15 protein-coding genes are annotated in these 19,374 nt (G+C 48.8%); 5 read left to right on the top strand and 10 right to left on the bottom strand.

What is annotated here, in order from left to right; all coding sequences use genetic code 11:
- Positions 1 to 144 precede the first annotated feature (144 nt).
- Complete coding sequence (locus P1U47_RS00470) at positions 145 to 2,499, top strand: 1-acyl-sn-glycerol-3-phosphate acyltransferase (RefSeq protein ID WP_301026542.1); 2,355 nt, start codon at positions 145 to 147, stop codon at positions 2,497 to 2,499.
- Positions 2,500 to 2,652: 153 nt separating this feature from the next.
- On the opposite strand, the gene P1U47_RS00465 is transcribed toward P1U47_RS00470, so the two are convergent.
- The 4 genes from P1U47_RS00465 to P1U47_RS00450 all read right to left on the bottom strand — a co-directional run bounded on the left by P1U47_RS00465 (position 2,653) and on the right by P1U47_RS00450 (position 7,918).
- On the bottom strand, positions 2,653 to 3,759 hold the full coding sequence (locus P1U47_RS00465) for an alkane 1-monooxygenase (RefSeq protein ID WP_301026541.1): 1,107 nt from the start codon (positions 3,757 to 3,759) through the stop codon (positions 2,653 to 2,655).
- Positions 3,760 to 3,852: 93 nt separating this feature from the next.
- Positions 3,853 to 4,998, bottom strand: a complete 1,146-nt coding sequence (locus P1U47_RS00460) for an acyl-CoA dehydrogenase family protein (RefSeq protein ID WP_301026540.1) — start codon at positions 4,996 to 4,998, stop codon at positions 3,853 to 3,855.
- Between the two features lie 74 nt (positions 4,999 to 5,072).
- Entirely contained in the window at positions 5,073 to 6,791 is a 1,719-nt protein-coding gene (locus tag P1U47_RS00455) for an enoyl-CoA hydratase-related protein (protein WP_301026539.1), read from the bottom strand.
- Between the two features lie 239 nt (positions 6,792 to 7,030).
- Entirely contained in the window at positions 7,031 to 7,918 is an 888-nt protein-coding gene (locus tag P1U47_RS00450) for a LysR family transcriptional regulator (RefSeq protein ID WP_301026538.1), read from the bottom strand.
- 101 nt (positions 7,919 to 8,019) lie between these two features.
- Here P1U47_RS00450 and P1U47_RS00445 point away from each other — a divergent pair, with 101 nt between their 5' ends.
- Positions 8,020 to 9,156: an acyl-CoA dehydrogenase family protein gene (locus tag P1U47_RS00445; protein ID WP_301026537.1), complete on the top strand. Its 1,137-nt coding sequence runs from the start codon at positions 8,020 to 8,022 to the stop codon at positions 9,154 to 9,156.
- A gap of 13 nt (positions 9,157 to 9,169) precedes the next feature.
- Positions 9,170 to 10,138 carry a nitronate monooxygenase family protein gene (locus P1U47_RS00440; protein ID WP_301026536.1) on the top strand — a complete coding sequence of 323 codons (969 nt, stop codon included), beginning with the start codon at positions 9,170 to 9,172 and terminating at the stop codon, positions 10,136 to 10,138.
- Positions 10,139 to 10,273: 135 nt separating this feature from the next.
- Here the strand turns inward: P1U47_RS00440 and P1U47_RS00435 are convergent, their stop codons facing one another.
- The 6 genes from P1U47_RS00435 to P1U47_RS00410 all read right to left on the bottom strand — a co-directional run bounded on the left by P1U47_RS00435 (position 10,274) and on the right by P1U47_RS00410 (position 17,270).
- Complete coding sequence (locus P1U47_RS00435) at positions 10,274 to 10,627, bottom strand: DUF2834 domain-containing protein (protein ID WP_301026535.1); 354 nt, start codon at positions 10,625 to 10,627, stop codon at positions 10,274 to 10,276.
- A 151-nt stretch (positions 10,628 to 10,778) separates the two neighbouring features.
- Complete coding sequence (locus P1U47_RS00430) at positions 10,779 to 12,056, bottom strand: TonB-dependent receptor (protein ID WP_301026534.1); 1,278 nt, start codon at positions 12,054 to 12,056, stop codon at positions 10,779 to 10,781.
- 23 nt (positions 12,057 to 12,079) lie between these two features.
- Positions 12,080 to 13,213, bottom strand: coding sequence for a TonB-dependent receptor plug domain-containing protein (locus P1U47_RS00425; protein WP_301026533.1), 1,134 nt, complete (start codon positions 13,211 to 13,213; stop codon positions 12,080 to 12,082).
- A 302-nt stretch (positions 13,214 to 13,515) separates the two neighbouring features.
- Positions 13,516 to 14,619 carry an NAD(P)-dependent alcohol dehydrogenase gene (locus P1U47_RS00420; RefSeq protein ID WP_301026532.1) on the bottom strand — a complete coding sequence of 368 codons (1,104 nt, stop codon included), beginning with the start codon at positions 14,617 to 14,619 and terminating at the stop codon, positions 13,516 to 13,518.
- 42 nt (positions 14,620 to 14,661) lie between these two features.
- A complete protein-coding gene (locus tag P1U47_RS00415) occupies positions 14,662 to 16,134 on the bottom strand; it encodes an aldehyde dehydrogenase family protein (protein ID WP_301026531.1) in 1,473 nt (490 codons plus the stop codon).
- A gap of 68 nt (positions 16,135 to 16,202) precedes the next feature.
- Complete coding sequence (locus tag P1U47_RS00410) at positions 16,203 to 17,270, bottom strand: NADH:ubiquinone reductase (Na(+)-transporting) subunit F (protein ID WP_301026530.1); 1,068 nt, start codon at positions 17,268 to 17,270, stop codon at positions 16,203 to 16,205.
- Between the two features lie 377 nt (positions 17,271 to 17,647).
- Here P1U47_RS00410 and P1U47_RS00405 point away from each other — a divergent pair, with 377 nt between their 5' ends.
- Together P1U47_RS00405 and P1U47_RS00400 are read left to right on the top strand one after the other, a co-directional pair.
- Positions 17,648 to 18,529, top strand: coding sequence for an SDR family oxidoreductase (locus P1U47_RS00405; protein WP_301026529.1), 882 nt, complete (start codon positions 17,648 to 17,650; stop codon positions 18,527 to 18,529).
- A gap of 37 nt (positions 18,530 to 18,566) precedes the next feature.
- On the top strand, positions 18,567 to 19,358 hold the full coding sequence (locus tag P1U47_RS00400) for an enoyl-CoA hydratase/isomerase family protein (RefSeq protein ID WP_301026528.1): 792 nt from the start codon (positions 18,567 to 18,569) through the stop codon (positions 19,356 to 19,358).
- The last annotated feature ends 16 nt before the right edge of the window (positions 19,359 to 19,374 follow it).

The following is a 19,374-nucleotide window of genomic DNA, read 5'->3' as shown; positions in this document are numbered from 1 at the left end:
AAAGTGACCACTGAGCACATCCAAAATGGGGTTTATCACTAATAAATACGTATATTAAGTCTATATTTAATGCTGCAATAGCAACCGCAATCTTTCACGCTGGCTTGCTAATGCGCTAGTACCATTTTAAAGGAATATTTTGGCATGACAGAAACTAATAAAAATCCTTGGCCAACCGATGTAGATCAAGCCATCGTGTTTATCGCTGACTGCAGCAACAAACACGAAATGAAACTGATAAATAGCTACATAGCAAAATATCAACCGAGCGGCAGCACTTACGAGGTGGTATATCGGCCATTGCGCAATAGCAAGCAACACAAGCTGCGCAAGGGTGACCTTTGCCTAGCGGTGGGCAAGCACGAAGACTGTTTCTTAGTACCCGTTCGACTCAACTGGGTGCCAAAGGACAAACGGAAGGACGGAATAGAACTCATCGACTTTATTTCAGGCCGAACAACCAACCCGAACCGGCTCCATCAGCTCGTATCTGGGCTTACCGGAGGCCTCGATAATGGCGTTGTTGTCGGTCGCGGGGCATCACTCTCAAGCTTAAAATCTGAGTATGCCAAAAAGCAGCAGCAGGGTTTTCAGTATGCCGATCTCGGCGCCTTTATTGAGCGCTCGGCCCTATTGGCGCTCGAAAAAGCCCAGCGCAATGTTAGCGGTGCGCGGTATCGAATTCCACATCTTATCAATGATGAGGTACTCAATCGCCCAACAATGCGCGCCGCACTGGAAACTATTCAAAAGAACAGCAACAAGCCGCTTGCCGCCCTCGAAAAATACGCGCATCAGTGTTTGGTGGAAATGGCCGCCACGCCAACACCAATGGGCAATGATCTCGCGGCAGCGCTGGGTAAGTTCATGTCTACCCGCGGCTTTGATCCCAATATCGATATTGACCCCGAAGAAATTGAGCGCATTCGCAAACTCTTGAAAGAAAAACCCGTTGCTTTCTTGTTTACCCACAAGTCTCATATCGACGGTTTCTTACTGATCTGGCTATTCCATAAATACAATCTTCCGCCCGCGCACATTTTTGGCGGCATCAATATGAGCCTACCTGGGCTAGGGACATTATTACGCAGCTCCGGCGCCATATTTATCCGTCGCAGTTTCAGCAATGATGAAGTGTATAAATCTGTCTTCAAAAATTACATCGATTACCTCGGTGAAAAGCGCTTCCCTGTCATGTGGGCCCTAGAAGGCACCCGTTCGCGTATTGGTAAGTTAATGCCGCCGCGCTACGGCCTCATTAACTACGTGGCCAGCGCCTACGCCCGCGACGATGCTCAGGATCTGGTGATGATGCCCATTTCCATCTGCTATGACCAAGTGCCCGAAATTGCCGACTATGACGCACTGCAAGGTGGCGGCAGCAAACGTCCCGAGTCGGCCTCGTGGTTTATGGAATACGTTAACAGCCTGAAAAATCCCCACGGCAAGATCCACGTCAGTTTTGGTGAAGGTGTTCCGATCAGCCGGTATATCGACCAATCCAACCCAGTGGTCGAGCCCCGCGCTATTCAAAAATTGGCCTTTGACCTCGCCGTCGATGTAAACCGCGCTACGCCGGTAACGGTAAACGGCTTAATTTGCTATGTACTTTTGGAAAACGGCCATCGCGCCATTAACTTCAAAGAGCTGAGCGAGGGCATCGCGTCCCTACTCACACTGTCTAAGTTGCTCAGTTTCAACGTCAGTAGTGAAGTTGAACATTTTAGCGAGGCTACTCTGCGCCAGTATCTGCAGCAACTGGGCGAAACCGGCGTTATTAATATCGTAAACGACGGTATTGAATCGATCTATATGATTCCCCACGACAGTGGCCGCAAGGCCGCTTACTACCGCAATGGAATACTGCATTTCCTTACCACCAGCGCCATCGCAGAACTGGCGCTACTCGGCGTACGCAGTGAAGGTGAACAGGCCATTACTGAGTTTCACAACGAAGCACTGCGCATTCGCGATTTATTGAAGTACGAGTTTTTCTTCGAGGGCAGCGACGACTTTATTCTGAGCCTAGAACAGGAAATGACACTGCGGGTACCAAAGTGGAAAAGCCTTGTTCGCAAAGGTGAAGACGCGAGCCGCCAGATTATTAAAACCTTAAGCCCGCTCATTGGTCACGGCACCCTCCGGCCCTTTATTGAAGCTTACTTACTCATCGCACGCACATTGCGGATGGAAGCGGCGGCGCGCAACAGCGAGCCCAAAGTACTTATCGAGCGCGCCCTCACCCTAGGTAAGCAACGGGTTTTACAACAACGTATTCATTGCGAAGAATCGGTGTCGTCGGTGTATTTTGAGAATGCCATCAAAATTGCAGAGAGCTTAAATCTGCTCGAGGTATCAGAAGATATCATTGAGCGCCGCCAGCAATGGCTAAATGAGCTGCGCTATCTCACCGCCAATATTCGCGTATTGGCGTCGGTTAGCGATACCAAGCGGCTATCTGAGCGCGCTCGTTTAGACGAAACCCTTGCGTATAGCTAGAAGGCTCTTGTTAGTGCCTCTTGCAAGAAACGCCGACCGCTTTCTATGCACTTACCAAGTCGGCTATTTACCAAAATAGCTGACTTTTAACGAAAAATGCCGGCGCTAGCGCCGGCATTTTTCGTTTTTGAATAATTAAATAAAACTAACTCATCACGCCGCAGCTTTATTCTCTATGGGTTCACCAAACCAGTTTGGCCAACCTGCGTGCTCGTTCTGGGCTTTAGCAAGCTCGCGCTCTTCGCTGCTCGCAAACTCCAAATCCCAACGCTTCAGTGCAGGCTTGGCTATCAAATTATTCCATACTGGCGGAATCAACGCGCTCAAAAAGCAAATGAATACATTTGGCATTTTAATTGCCGTGGTGTCCGGCTTGAGCTTGTAGTAAGGCGTATAAGCATTGAGGTGATGATCAGCATGATTGGTTATTTCAAAGGCAATTACTCGCGTCATTGGCCCCAAATGATTCCAAACATGACGACGGCCAATCGGCTTACCGGGCACCCGAACCTGACCAAAATGCTGGAAGAAGTTAAAGGTTTCAACCCACATGCGAGCGATCAACACCGAAGCAATACCGCACACCAAGGCAACTGGGCCGCCTATCGCAAAAATAATGCCCTGAAAAACCAACTGCGCAATAACCGCTGGCCACATCCGGTGTTTTAGTGAATACCGGCCCATGCCGCGCTTTTCTAGAGCGTCACTTTCAAGCCTAAAAGCACAAAGTGTACTGTGGTATACCGCTGGCAATGCAAAAGAGTATAAGGACTCGCCCCGCGCAGCAGTATCGCTGTCTAGCGGAGTACCAACATCCAAATGATGCCCAGACATATGCGCGATATTCCGCGTGCAATCAAGGTACACAACTTGACAATACGTTCCAACGAACTGGCGCATTGCACCGCGCTGGTGGTACAGCTCGTGCGCCGCTGGCACCACGACAATTACCGACAGCCAAGTAACCGACAAGGTGGCACCAATGATATCGACCGTGCTGAGTGCGCCGCCACCTATCTTCCATGCCAACATAAATAGCAAACACGGTCCCGCCACTGAACTAATCCAGATTGGGATATTTGCCAAGGTGCGGTTATTAATATGCCGTTCTTTTAGATCAATCGGCAATATGTAATCTGCCAAAGCCAGCGCAGGTAGCGTTGCTATACCGAACCATACCCACGGCCCGCCAACAAAAATCGAAATAGCGGTGAGTAGCTGAATTAACGGCGAAAAATAGTAGCGCGCATAATCAAACATGGTTATTACCCTCTTATTACGGTGCCTTATGTTTACATACCATGCCTAGGGAAAACTCTGCGTAATGCACAGTTCCCCTAGTGAAAGTTTAGATCATTTTTTGAACATTTCCTTAGAAATGATCGTTTTCATTATTTCAATGGAGCCACCAGCAATTTTCACTATCCGTGCATCAGCATAGGCGCGACAGATCGGATATTCCCACATATAGCCCCAACCACCAAACAACTGCAAGCATTCATCTACAGCTTTACAATGGAGGTTACTCAGCTGCATTTTAGCGATAGCTGCGGTTACTGAGTCAAGTTTACCGTCGAGGAACATTTCGATACACTTATCGGTAAACACCCGACCAACTACTGCCTCTGCATATAGCTCGGCCAATTTAAACTGGGTGTTTTGGAAGTCGGCAATAGTCTGGCCAAAGGCTTCACGCTGCGACACGTAATCTTTAGTCCATTCAATAACCGTTTCAGTAACAACTGCACTGCGAATCGTTTGCGCAAGCCGCTCTTGAGCGAGCTTCTGCATCATAATTTTGAAGCCCTTGCCCTCTTCACCTAACATATTGGTAGCAGGCACGCGCACGTCTTCAAAGAACAACTCTGACGTGTCCTGCGCCTTCATGCCAAGCTTGTCGAGGTTTTGGCCCCGTACAAAGCCTTTCATGTGACCTTCAACAATAAACAAGGTAACGCCATTGGCACCGGCGGTTGAATCAGTCTTAGTCGCGCAAACCAAAATATCGCAATTCTGACCATTTGAAATAAACACTTTCTGGCCGTTAATAACGAAATCATCACCGTCGCGAACCGCTTTGGTACGGATATTTTTCAGGTCGCTGCCAGCGTGGGGTTCAGTCATACCGAGTGAACCTATCCACTCACCAGATACCATTTTGGGCAGAATACGCTTCTTCTGCTCTTCGGTACCAAATGAATTGATATAGGTAGCAACCAAATCGGTGTGAATCAAAAATCCAGGACCGGAGTAACCGGAGCGGAACAATTCTTCAAATACCACAACGTCGTAGAGGTAATCTGCGCCCAAACCGCCGTACTCTTCAGCGATGGTGCAGCAGAGCATCCCCGCCTCACCCGCTTTTAACCACAATTCGCGGGGCACAATGCCATCTTTTTCCCACTGTTCGTGATAAGGGGCGATTTCCTTGTCAATAAACCGCCTAACCGATTCACGAAACATATTATGTTCTTCATTAAAGAGCGTTCTTTCTATCATAGTGAGCCACCAATTATTTGTTTCACAATCGCAATTTTCGTGTATTAACTAAATATCTAAATTTTTACGTTAAATCAGGCCGCAACTAGTTTGTAGCCCAACTCATTTTTAAAGCGCCACTCTAGCTGTGTCAGCAATGCCTGAGCGCCGCTGTATTTAAGTTCGCCGCGCTGAAACATGGTTAAGCAAGACAAAGGTCCACCGCTCCATTTTGGAAATTTAACGCCGTATACGGCCGCAAGATCTATACCCGCTAACAAGCCATCGCTGACGGTATTCGAATGGCCATCAAGCTGGGGCTTAAGCCACGTATAGACATCAAATGACAAATTCAGCAACAGCGGCAAGCCCAGCGCCTGATCTGGCGTCTGTAAACTGCGGGCGGGTTCGGCAAGCTCGTCAATCGCGATTTGCGCCAAATACTCCAAACCGACTGCCTCGCACTGGGTATAAAAATTCTGCGCCGACACCCCAGAGCGAGCATAAGCAGAACGCATTCCAGCAATTAATACGTCGTTGACGCTCTGCGCGCTACGGCTCAACACAATGGCTTTACCGCTGCGCTGCAGCACGCTCATAGCAAGCGCGGTGTCGTCAGTAGATTTACCTGCTGCCAGTTCAAGCACTTCACTCTCGCCGAAGGACGCAGTCAGCCGCAGCACGGGCTTAGCGCTTGCAATGCTTGGTGCAAGACGCAAATCCTGCACAAGTAGATCAGCACGTTCATCGCTTAATACCGCGTCGGCAAGATAAAAATCGGCGTCGGTTTCTTGCGCTATTTTTTTGAAGGGATTTTTACCTAAATCGAGATCTCCGATCAAGGCGACGCTCGCCGGCGCCGTAACCTCAGGCAAGCCCACAAGCGATTGTTTGGTCGCTGCCGTTTTGGACAAAAAGCACGTTGTTACCATATTTGAGGAAACGGGATCACTCATCAAATCGACGAATATATCCCATTCAACATTACAGGCAGCGTCAATTGATTTGCCATGACCGCCGGTAAGGCAGTTAATTATGGCGTCTATCGCAGGATAAAGCTGGGCGTCGCGCGCACTAACGCCGGCCACTTCACAAGCCCATTCCCGAAAGCCCGCATCCGCTGCTGAGCGACCGTCGGCAGGCATCGTAAACGCTGGCGAATCCCATCGCGCGCCAGCCTTCATGCTTAAGACCATCTCGGTGGCCACAGCAATGAGCTCTTCTGGCGCTGCAAGTGCATCGACCAAGCCACTTGCCAGCGCTTGGTCAGCTGTTAGCGGCTTGCCGTCCAACAACATTTTAGTACCCAGCTCAGTGCCGACATAACGTGGCAAGCGCTGGGTGCCACCCGCGCCAGGCAAAAGGCCAAGCACGACTTCGGGAAGGCCAAGCTGAATATACTTAGAATCTGCACACACTCGACCGTGACAAGCCATCGCCAATTCCAAGCCGCCACCAAGCGCCAGACCGTTCACCGCGGCCACTGTTGGCACTGGCAATTTTTCTAAGCGGCGAAATAACTGACCTAAATAGCTATAGCGATCGCGCATATCCTGCCACGAAGCAGAAAACCGCATTGCACCAAAGTCTTGAATCATGGCCAAATCGGCGCCGGCAACAAAGGTTGATTTACCCGAGGTCATTACCAAACCAGCAGGCGCTTTGCCCGCGGCCGTATCGCTCTCAATCCGGTCGATTAACGCGGCGAGATCAGCCATCATCGCTTCAGAGAATACATTGAAGGGGCGCCCAGGCATATCCAGCGTTGCCACCATAACGCCACTTGCATTCGTAGCCACTGTTATGTTCTTCATAAATTTACTCGCCAACTCAGAATCACCGCGCCCTGTGCTTGCCTCAACAAAAATGTGAACAATCAGAACAACTTGAATAGCTAGTATAGCTATTAGTTTGCAAAAGTAAAGTTCGCTAGCGATCATTTAATACAAAAACCACGCTCCGATCGCAGCCAACTTAAGTGCAATGAAAACTCAGTTTACGGTAACAAATATGCCACGCGGCTTTTTATCCATAGCTAAACTTATCACGTCACTTAAGATTCCAGCATGCTGACTAAGGTTTTCATCGGTTCGCTCGGCAAAAATTTAGAGCTATACGCCGCCGCCAAAGGAATGGGCGCGACCTCGTCGATAATATTTAGAAACGAAAACTCCTCCAGAAAAGTATCATTCTCGCGGTAAGACGCCGCCACCGTGCCGATGGTATCCGTATTCGCAACAATTTTACACGCCGCAGAAAAATGGCCAATAATGTGCAATTGCTTTTCAGGGGGAATCACCGGTGCCCCAAACAACTGATTTATAAGTTCTGCGGTCGCCACACTGCGGTCGGCTAGCGCCATCGGAAACTGGCTTAATTCGTCAATGCCGATCTTAACCCGACCACTCAACGGGTGAGCCTTGCGCACAAAAAAGCAGATTTCCAGTGGCGGCAAGGGGTGTATAGTAAACTGGGATTTATGGAGCATAATCGCTGGAGCTGGACCAACGAGCAGATCGATATCGCGATTTACCAAATGATGGATACTTTGCTCTATCCAGCCAGACGTTTGCTCAATCCGCACCTCGGGATGGGTCATTAACATTTGCGTCAACGCAGTATTCAGCAAAGACACCAGCGATGGCGGGCAAACCCCAACCCGTATTCGCGAACTGGTCAATTGCCGCCCCATTTTTGCATCCGTCGCTAGCTGATCTAAATCGGCGACAATCCGCGCCGCGCGATCGATGAACGCCCTACCCTGCGCCGTTGCATGCACACCGCGTGCATAGCGTTCAAAAAGCGCAAAACCAATTTCGTCTTCGATATCGGCAATATTTTTGGTCAGCGCCGATTGCGTAATATGCACCTGTTTTGCCGCCGCAGTGAGTGAGCCACAGCGATCCACGGCAACGATATGGCGCAGTTTATTTGGGTTCAATAGATATTCCTTTTGCGACTAATACAGAATAAATATCATTAGACGGAATATTTAAATTTTGTCAATCTCTGAGCTGAAATTAGGGTAACAGGATTATCATCATGATAGAGCGCAGTATCTATAACGAAGACCACGCCATGTTCCGTGAGAGCGTGAAAAAAATGTACGCCCAAGAACTTACTCCCTATGTTGAAGAGTGGGAGACTAATGGCATTGTTAGCCGTGAATTTTGGCGCGCCTGTGGCAATAATGGCATGCTCCTGCCGGATATTCCCGAGGCCTACGGCGGCGGCGGACTGGATTTCAAATTTAATGCCATTCTATTAGAAGAAACCGCCCTCGCTGGCACTACTGGTCCCGCCTTTGGCGTTCACAACGATATCGTAGCCCACTACATCAACAACTACGCCACCGAGACCGTCAAGCAGCAGTGGTTACCAAAAATGGCCAGCGGCGAAGCCATTGGCGCCATTTGTATGAGCGAGCCCAGTACCGGCAGCGACCTAAAAAACATCCGCACCAAGGCCACGCCCGTCGATGGCGGGTTTTTACTCAATGGCTCCAAAACCTTTATCACCAACGGTTTGAACGCCGACGTTGCTGTTATCGCCGCGCGGGTTGGCGACGATAGCGGCGCGCGAGCCATTTCGCTGTTTGTTTGCGGCTGCGACCAAACCGGCTTTGTCAAAGGCCGTAAACTCGACAAGGTCGGCAATCGCTCTTCTGACACCGCGGAAATCTTTTTTGAAGATGTATTTGTTCCGCAGGAAAACATGCTGGGCAAACAAGGCGAGGGCTTTATTTACATGATGACCGAGCTACCGCAAGAGCGCCTGTCCATCGCCATTTCCTGTCAAGCCGCCGCCCAACACGCCTACGATATTGCCGTAGACTACGTTAAAGAGCGTCAAGCCTTTGGTAAGGCGGTGTTCGATTTTCAAAACACCCGTTTCGTTTTGGCCAATCTCAAAACCAATTTACAAGTTGGCTGGGCACACTTGGATGCCTGCATACAAGCGCTGGTTGATGGCAAACTCGCCACTCACGAAGCTGCCGCGGCCAAGCTCTGGCACAGCGAGCTACGCTGCAAAGTTGTAGACGATTGCCTACAGCTCTTCGGTGGTTATGGTTATATTGAGGAATACGAAATTGCACGCCTATGGCGAGATGCCCGCGTGATGCGTCTATACGGCGGCACATCAGAAATCATGAAAGATCTCATTAGCCGCTCAATATAACGAGGAATAAACTATGGCCCTTCCCGAAATACTCACCAAAAACGTTCGCCTGCCCGTTATGGCGGCGCCGATGTTTATCGCCTCAACACCAGAGCTGGTTATAGAACAGTGCAAAGCGGGTATCATTGGCTCGATTCCCGCGCTAAATGCTCGCCCCCAAAGCCAACTGGAAGAATGGATTGTAAGAATCCAAGCCGAGCTGGCCGAATACGACCGCCAGAACCCAGATAAACCAGCGGCGCCGTTTGCGATCAACCAAATATCTCACCCCAGCAACGACAGATTAATGGGTGACTTGGATATTATCGCCAAATACAAAATTCCCATTGTTATCGTCAGCCTGTATGTTGCCCCCAAAATTTGCGAAGTAGTCCACAGCTACGGCGGCATTGTGCTTAACGATGTAATTTCAAATCGCCAAGCTAAAAAATCTGTTGAAGGCGGCGTTGATGGCCTTATAGCCGTTGCGGCGGGCGCAGGCGGCCATACCGGTACCATATCACCCTTTGCACTGGTGTCTGAGATCAGAGAGTGGTGGGATGGCCCGCTGGCCCTCTCCGGCTGCATTGCCACCGGCCAGAATATTCTCGCGGCCTTGGCCACCGGCGCAGATATTGCCTACATTGGCTCGCCATTTATTGCGACCAAAGAAGCAAATGCAGTTCCGGACTATAAAGCCATGATTGTTGACGGTAGCGCCAAAGACATCATCACCACCGACGCCTTTAGCGGCGTGCCCGCAAACTTTTTAGTCGGTTCCGTTGAGCGCGCAGGGCTAGATCCAAAATCACTAAAACGCGATGCTGACAAAGCCATCGACGTAAGTGAAACCAGCCAAAGTTTTAATACTTGGAAGGATATCTGGGGCTGCGGACAAGGCATAAACGCCGTCAAAGAAATCGTATCAACCGCCGAGCTAATTGCTAGACTCAGCAGCGAATACGACGTAGCCCGCCGCGCTTTACTCAATCGCTTAACTTAAACTTAAACTTAAACTTAAACTTAAACAGAATTAAAAAAGCCCCGTCACTGCATTTCCACGCAATGACGGGGCTTTTTTATATATTGCGATTAACCGCTATTTTTTCTCAAAACCTTAAACAAAAATTAGTCGCCATCACTCAGAACGATGCTTATCAATATAGCGCTCGCGCACTATCAAATAAACTGGAAAAGTAAAGGATACGCCGATATACGATAGCGCAACAAAGAACCAACCCCATTTTTTCCCCATACCAATTCGATCTGTATCATATACAACCCAGATCATGAACACTGCCCAAGCGATCATCATATCAATACTAAGAAAGGCCGCAGTTTCACCTGCGTCAATGGCGTCGGTAAAAAAGGTAATTGGATTAAATATATTGCCGCCATTCGCCATCCAATCGAAAGCATGGGGCCATGTTAACAGCAGCGCGGCAATACCGAGTATCAAAAATATTCCGTGCTTTATATTGGTAGCAGTCATGTAAAACTCCTATTCATTTTTATATGGTAATTTATTTTTTCGTAGGCTTGATCATTCACCAAGCTAATTCAAATTGCGAGTGATTTTCCATTTCTATTCAAAATATTGCAATAAAAAAAAGCCGCCCTATTGGGCGGCAATGGAACATTTCTTAGTTTAGGAAGGCATCAAAGTCCCACTTAACTTTAAGACCGTACAGCCGCGGCGGCGCAAGGGTAACTGAGCGACCAAAATCTTGCTGTAGTATAGATACGTAGTAATCCTTGTCTTTCGCATTATCAACAAATGCGGTCAACTGCAAACCCCAAGGGTCATAGAAGTAGCTAGTGCGCAAGGACCAGATTTCATACTGATCTTGTACAAAGTATGGCGAGTTCTGCGGGGTGGTGAAATACTCACTTTTGTATGAGTAATCAACTGCAAATTCAAGGCCACCAAAATCACCAATATCTATGAACTGGTTAACCGATACTGACGAGGTTAGCTTAGGTGCCCGAGGCACTTGGTTACCGGTGAAATCACGCGGACCATTGATTACGCCACCAGTCGATATTGGCAGTTCTATGCCCAATAAGCCAAGCGGGATATCTTCTAAGCCACCAGGTCCGAAATACAAGCCTGTTGTATCATCAAAGCCTTCGCCATTGGTATAGTCGGTGAACTCTGAGTTTACATAAGAAGCACCGCCGGTAATTGCCAAGCCTGGGTTCCAATCAGGCATTGGCTGCCACTGCATGTCGAGCTCAACACCCTTAGCCTCTGCTGCACCCGCATTAGCGTAACGCACAATTGCACCAGAGGTAAACGACACGATACCGGTCAGCAAGTTCTTAGTTTCAGATGCGTAAATTGCGCCGTTAAGCTGCAAGGTGCCATCTAGCCATTCAGACTTAAAGCCCAACTCAACTGCCGTAGCTTCTTCACCTTCAACTGCATCGGGGTTACCGAAGAAGTTTACGATGTTATAGGTAGGGCTCTTATAACCGCGCTGTAAAGAGGTATAGATCTGTGTTGTTTCATCAGGAAACCACTGCAGCGAGATTTTTGGCGAGAACGTTTCCTCTACAAGTGGCTCTCCACCAAATTCCGAAATAAGCGTATTTCGTGAATAGTCGTTGCCTTCGTAGTAAGCCTGAGTCATGCCTGGGCTAAGTGTGTCGACCAAGTACAAATTGGTGTTGCCAATTTCCCGAGTCTCTTCTTGGTAGCGAGCACCCAAAGTAAGCTTCCAGTCTTCATTAATGCTATAGGTACCCTGGAAATAAACAGCATCAGATTCGGTATAAAGCAAACCGCCCGATTCCAGCGTAACCCTTGGAAGCCCCGCCACCAAATTACCGGTATTTAACCCTAGCAAAGGCACTGTGGCAGAGTCTAATACATTTGTGAGCAAGCCAGATGCAATGCCGCTATTAACAAAGAAGAACAAGCGACCAAAGCCACCTTCTGCTTCTAACCGGTAGTAACCCGCAACCCACTCAAAACTGTCCGAGCCAGGGGTTCTGAATTCGACAGTACTTGAAACTCATAGGTTTGCTGATCGTTGTATTGATCATAAGTAACGAAACCTGAGCGATCTTCATCAGTCGAATCATAGTCAAACTGGCCAAGGTCAACATCGGCCAACTGATCGGCATAGGTAAATTTCAAATCAACTGGACCTGGACGCCACTCAAGAATCGCACCAAACATGGTGTTAATGGTGCCATTGCCGCCTTCCAAATTAGTATGTGAGTCGCGGTCTGGCTCATCTACCTCTGCCCCAGCGCCAAGAAGTAGAGAGGGCCGAGTATTTTCTTGTGTTAATGAATTACCGTTATACTGGTTAACATAAGAACCAATTAAGGTCGCCGAGAAATCGTCGCTATCCCACTTAATTTTAACGCGACCACCTTCCGAGAAGTCCTCCCGAATCGGTCTTTCCACGCCATTACTATAATTCATACCGTAATTTTCGTGACCATCTTTGAAGGCCGCTAAGGTAATACCCAAGCCATCAACAATCGGAAAACCCAAATATGCTTGGTATTCTTGGCTACCATAATTGCCTTGCACATATTTGATATTACCAACAATCTCGTCGACTGGTGGATCATCAGTAACGATACTAATCGCACCGGCCGTTGCATTTCGGCCGAATAAGGTACCCTGGGGGCCTTTAAGTACTTCAACCCGCTTTACTGGACCCAAAGTATCTTGTTTACCCTGGCTCGCTGGAATATTAATACCGTCAATATAAGTCGCCACACTTGGATCGGCGTTGGGTAGAAACGCATCACTACCTACACCGCGCAGGTAAATCAGCGTGTAGCCAAAGGTGTAAGTGAAAGTGAGTCCCGGTGTGATCCGCTGTAAATCGGCGGTATCTTCAATGTTGAAGGCGTCGAGTTTATCGCCAGAGAATGCTTGAATCGCGATAGGAACGTCTTGTGAGTCTTCTTCGCGTTTCTGGGCCGTAACCACGACCTCTTCAAGCAAACGGTTGGTCCGTTTCTTTTGGGTACCGTCCCCATTATCTTGCGCATACGTCGCGCTCGCCATTAGCGGTATAGCCGCAATAGCAGCAGCCAAAACACTTTTTTTCATATTATTCACCCTTGCCTTGATATTTTTTTGTATTTATCGATTATTTTTAGAATCCGCCGATTTCTGCGACGACGATATTCTTGCTAACCTCATGTATGCTATTTATTCATAAGCTAACTATTGTGTCAAATATTTTCTCACTGTGCTTTTAATAACTGTGAACTTTCCCTAGATTTAGGAACAGTAAAAATACAAGCGCACGATGTCTTAATAAAAATCTGGTGCTAACACCGCACTAAAACAAGCCCTGGTCAACGCCGCCAGCTATCGCCAACCGAATTAACGCAGGGCATTTTGGCAACTTACAATTTCAATATAGCCTTAACGCATTTGCCGCTGTGCTGATCAGCAACCGCTTGGTTGATGTCATTAAACGCGTAAAAATCACAAAGCTTATCAAAGGGAAACTTACCTTCCATATAAAGATCGACCATAACCGGTATGAACTCAGCAGGATCGGCATCGCCCTCACAAATGCCCTTCACTTTAATACCGCAAAGCAAAAGACTAAGCACATCAAGCTTTAACGTTGCGTCTTCTTCGGTGCTGGGCACTCCCACCACACCAATGGTACCTGCCGCCGCCATCGCCGCAACAAGCCCACCAAACACGACGTTCTTGCCAGTAGTATCTAGTGCGTAGTTCAAACCATTGGGCACAATAGCACGAATCGCTTCGGTCATATTGCCAGCCATCGGATCTATAACGTGAGTAGCACCCAACTCCAACGCTAGCTTACGACGGTTTTCATGGGGTTCCACAACAATAATTGTCGAGCAGCCCTGCACTACTGCGCCCAATACGGCCGCAAGACCAACTGCGCCACCACCGGTTACTGCAACCGCTGAACCCGCTTCGCAGGCCATTGAGCGCATAAATGTACCCGCGCCGGTCTGAATTCCGCAACCAAGTGGCCCAAGCAGCTCCAGAGGTGCATCGTCGCGTACTTTAATGACGTTATTTTCATAACACAGGGCGTAGCTTCCAAATGAAGACTGACCGAAAAAGTGGCTACTCACGGGGCCGGAGCTGTCTGATAAAGCCTTACTGCCATCACCGCGAATACCGACCATATTGAGCGGCGCAAACTGCTGACAATAATTTTTGTGGTCGTGATCACAGGGGGCGCATTTTTCACAAAAAGTGTAAGACAGCACCACGTGATCGCCGGGTTTTACTGAAGTTACCCCCGAGCCAACTCTTTCAACAATACCAGCACCTTCGTGACCAAGCACAATAGGCAGCTCAGCAGGAAGCGATTGGTCCCGTGCTGCGATGTCGGTGTGACACACCCCTACACCCAAAATCCGAACCAGAACCTCGTCTGCTCTCGGCTCTTCAATCTCCAAATTTTCAATTGTAAATTCTGACCCGGCCGACCGGGTTACGGCTGCTGTTATCTGCATTTTTATCTTCCTAATTCGACTTATAACGAGGTTTATTGAAAATCAGTCGTCCAACAAAGCACACACAGATTTAGACTCGGTAAACATCAACACGCCGTCTTCACCCACTTCACGACCGATACCCGACTCTTTAAAGCCACCAAATGGCATAGCCGCATCAACCACAAAGTAAGTGTTGATCCACACAGTTCCAGCATGAATAGCTGCGGCCATTTTGTGGGCAGTTTTTACATTTTTACAATACAGGTTAGCACCCAAGCCAAACTGGCTCTGGTTAGCCAGTTTAACGGCCTCTTCTTCGGTGCTAAATTTGGTTGCGGTAAGCACCGGCCCAAATATCTCTTCATTAAACACTCGTGAATCCGACGACGCCCCAGACAAAATAGTGGGTTTAACGTAATAACCCTGTCCTGGCAAATCGCCATCAGGTGAAATGCGCTCGGCACCTTCTTCTTGACCGATTTTGATGTAATTTTCAATGCGGTCTCGTTGCTTCTTATTTACAACAGGGCCGATCATTGTCGTTGGGTCTTGGCCTGCGCCAATTGGCAGGTTCTTCGCCACTTCATTGATACCGGCCACCACAACATCATAAATCGATTCATGGCAGAGCAGCCGCGAGCCTGCAAAACAGGTTTGCCCAGAGTTGAAGAATATCGCCATTGCCGCATCGGGTATGGCTTTATCCAAATCGGCATCTGGCATAATGATGGTCGGCGACTTGCCACCCAGCTCTAAGCTAACGCGACGCATGTCATTTGCTGAGCTACGCAGAATGTGTTTACCGACCGGCGTTGACCCAGTAAAGGCAATTTTATCGACATCTGGGTGAGTAATTAAGGCTTCACCAGCTACTTCACCTACGCCAGTTACAATATTCAAAGCGCCAGGCGGAACACCTGCCTCTAACATCAGCTCTGCCAATCGCAAGGTAGTCAACGACGTAACTTCTGATGGTTTAAGTACTACAGTACAACCCGCAGCCAGCGCCGATGCAATTTTCCACGACGCCATAGGCAATGGGTAGTTCCACGGCACAATAGCGCCGACAACACCAACCGGCTGACGCAGGGTATAAGCGTGATACTGGCGGCCATCGCCAGAAATTGGCAGCGTTTTACCGTATATTTTTGTACACCAGCCCGCCATATAACGGAACACTTCGACCGACGAAGGAACATCGACCATCAGCGCCAGATGCTTTGGCTTGCCGTTATCGAAGCTCTCTAATAAGGCCAACTCTTCAGCGTGGGCTTCAATTTTGAGCGCAACCTGCTCAAGTAAACGGCTGCGATCGATAGGACGCATCCGCGACCATGCAGTTGATTCAAATGTCTTACGCGCTACTTTTACGGCTGCGTCAATTTCTGCGGCACCGCCGGCGGCGATAGTCGTAAAAATCTCACCGTTAGCAGGGTTTTCAACATTCAAGGTTTCGCCGCTATACGCGTCACACCAGTCACTACCAATCAACATTTTGCCCGAGGGCACACTGATATCACTAAGGGAATTCATACGTTATCTCCGTTTATTATTAATTTCCGAGTTGGTGATGCCTATAAGACATCACCGGAAAACACACTTTAATCTTGCCGAGAAATACCATGACTGGCATCCAGAAATTTGTCCGCGTGAACATTTTTCTCGTCAATATCCAGTTCTAGCACAGTTGCTGTTACCGCGTCGATCATTGGCGGCGGCCCACATAAATATACCTGGGTCTCTGCAGATAAATACTGCCCCGCAACGGGTTCAATGGCGGTATTTACAAAGCCCCGCAAGCCCTGCCAGTCGCTGTCTTCAGGCTCATTAGAAAGCACTGGTACAAATTGGAAAGCACCATCCCAAGCTTCACCGATTTGCGCAATACGATCCAGACAATACAAATCGGCTTGACTGCGAGCACCAAAGAACATTACACAGGGACGACCATGAGGCTGCTTGGCCGCTTGTTCCAACAAACTAACAATAGGTGCTAGACCACTGCCACCGCCAACGCAGATAATCGGCCCGCGACCATCACGCAGCCAAAAATTACCTGCCGGGCCGTGAACAGCGACTTTAGCGCCCTTTAGCTTGTCGTCGAATAACATACCGGTAAATTCACCACCGGGCACATTGCGAATAAACAGCTCAACATCTTGGCAGCCGCCCTCTGCTGGCGCCATGGCAAAGGAATAAGAGCGCGCACCAAAAATTTCTTCGTGGTGAATCTGCAGGTATTGTCCCGCATCAAATTTAACTGGCCGATCTAGGTGAATAGTAACTTTGCGGGTGTCGTGGGTAAGATCTTCGTAATTAACGATTTCACCCTCAAAATCTTCTGGTGGGGTCAGATGCTTTAACTCGAAATTTGGAATCTCGATCACAGCATCAGACTTCAATGCGGCTTGGCAAGTCAGGATCACATCGTTTTGCAATTCATCGGCATCGAGAACATAAGCAAAATTGGTTAATTCCCTTACTTTACCTTCGGTCATCTTGCACTTACAGGTACCGCAGGTGCCTACAGTGCAGCTATGGGGCATGGCGTAACCCGCCGCCAACCCAGCCTCAAGGATGGACTGACCTGGGTTAACATCAAAACTCACCCCAGCCGGCATAACAGTAACCCGCTTGGCAGAGGGCTTTAAAAATGAGAATAATGACACATGGACTCCTACAGACTCATTTATCGCGAGCAGGCCGCCACACTTGGCAACCCAGCTGCTATTATTAGTTAACTTTACTTAATTTACGTTTGCGAACCATTAATGTCAAGGTAAGAAAATACGTAATTCAGTGTATTTTTAAGAATACATCTGACAATATATTTTCCTCCAGATTTAGACCACCGCTCAGCTAAAACCAATAACAGGCTGGGTTTTTCAATTATATAAGCACTGGCTATTTACCATTTTACTTCGCACGCGTACTATTAACATCATTATGGAAAATATACCAAGCTAAAATAAGGTATCACCCGCGCCGATTCGGCATAAAAGCACATAACAGCAGCACATATTTGAACCCAAAAAGAGGCTCTACCATGTTTAATAGCAGCACCCTCAGCAATAAGCGGATATTAGTTACTGGCGGCGGTACAGGCCTTGGCAAAGAAATCAGCAGAGGGCTACTGGCCAGCGGCGCTGAAGTGTATATCTGTGGCCGACGGGAAAACGTACTACAAACTACCTGCGAAGAGCTTAGCAAAGATACCGGTGGCAAAATTCACTACCGAATTTGCGACATTCGCGACCCCGAATCAATCGACGACATGGTGGAATCGATTTTCACCGAAGGCCCACTCACCGGTTTGATTAACAACGCCGCGGCCAACTTCATCTCCCCCACCAAAGACTTATCGCCACGGGGCTACCAAGCGATTCGCTCCACTGTTATGGACGGCTCTTTCTACACCGTATTAGCCGTTGGCAAACGCTGGATCAATCTTGGTATTCGCGGCAGCATCGTAAGCAATCTGGTAACTTGGGTATGGACTGGCTCGGCTTACGTCGTACCGTCAGCAATGTCTAAAACCGCCATTGACTCAATGACCAAATCCCTTGCAGTGGAATGGGGCCCTTACGGCATTCGCCTCAACGCCGTTGCACCAGGCCCCTTCCCCACCGAAGGCGCATGGGAGAAGCTAAATCCAACAGGCAAATCAAGTGGCGCCACTGACTCATCCAGCGTGCCAATGCGCCGCTACGGCGAAATGCCAGAACTGGCTAATTTGATGATTTTCTTGCAAGCCGACGGCTGCGACTATTTAACTGGCCAAACCATTGCCATTGACGGCGCCCACCACTTGGCGGCGCCCAGCACCTTTGCCAGCCTATCGGATCTGAGCGACGAAGACTGGGGCAATATTCGCGAAAACATCAAGGCCTCTGCCGAGAAAGAAAAAAGCGAACGCTCCGTAGGCTAAGACAACGACTATAAACCCAAAGATAAGAGAAAAGATCATGGAATTATCGGCGTTTAAATTCAAAATAGAGAACGGTATTGCTCGAATCACCCTTAGTCAGGGTAAGCGGGGCAATCCCTTTGATTCAACATTTTGTCGCGAATTCAACCTAATCGCCACCGAATGCGATGATAACCGCGACATTCGCGCCGTTATCATCGACGCCGAAGGTCCCTACTTCAGCGTTGGCGGCGACTTAAAGACCTTCGCCAATGGTGAGCGCCCAGCGCTACCGCGCTTTATTAAAACCGCAACTGCCGATATGCACATGGGTGTTTCTCGGTTAGCGCGTATGGATGCACCGGTGATATTCAGCTGCGACGCGCTGGTCGCTGGCGGCGGTGTCGCCCTTGCCGCCGCGGCGGACTTTGTACTTGTTGGCCCCAACGCCAAGTTTTATGCGGCCTTTGCCGGAATTGGTTTTTCCTGCGATTGCGGCTCCTCCTATTTTCTGCCGCGCAGAGTTGGCAGCCGCAAGGCATTCTCCTTTTTTGCTCGCAACCAGAATTGGAGTGCCGAGCAGGCGCTGGAATACGGCCTAGCCACTGAACTTTTCAGTTCAGAGGAGCTTGCCGAGGCCACCGAGAAACTTGCACAAGAGCTGGCCGTTGGTCCAACCTTTACCTTTGGTCAATACAAAAATTTATTTCTGAGTAGTTTCGGTAATGGCCTTGAGGGCCAAATGGAAATGGAATCGCGGGCGCTGACCGAGTGCACTCGCACCGACGACACGTGGAACGCGGTGCTTGCCGTAGCCAACAAAGAAAAAGTGACCTTCCACTACAAATAATACCAACAGGGAATCG

The sequence above is a fragment of the Zhongshania sp. genome (assembly GCF_029212375.1).
Taxonomy (GTDB): domain Bacteria; phylum Pseudomonadota; class Gammaproteobacteria; order Pseudomonadales; family Spongiibacteraceae; genus Spongiibacter.
This window is presented reverse-complemented; position numbering and strand designations above follow the sequence as displayed.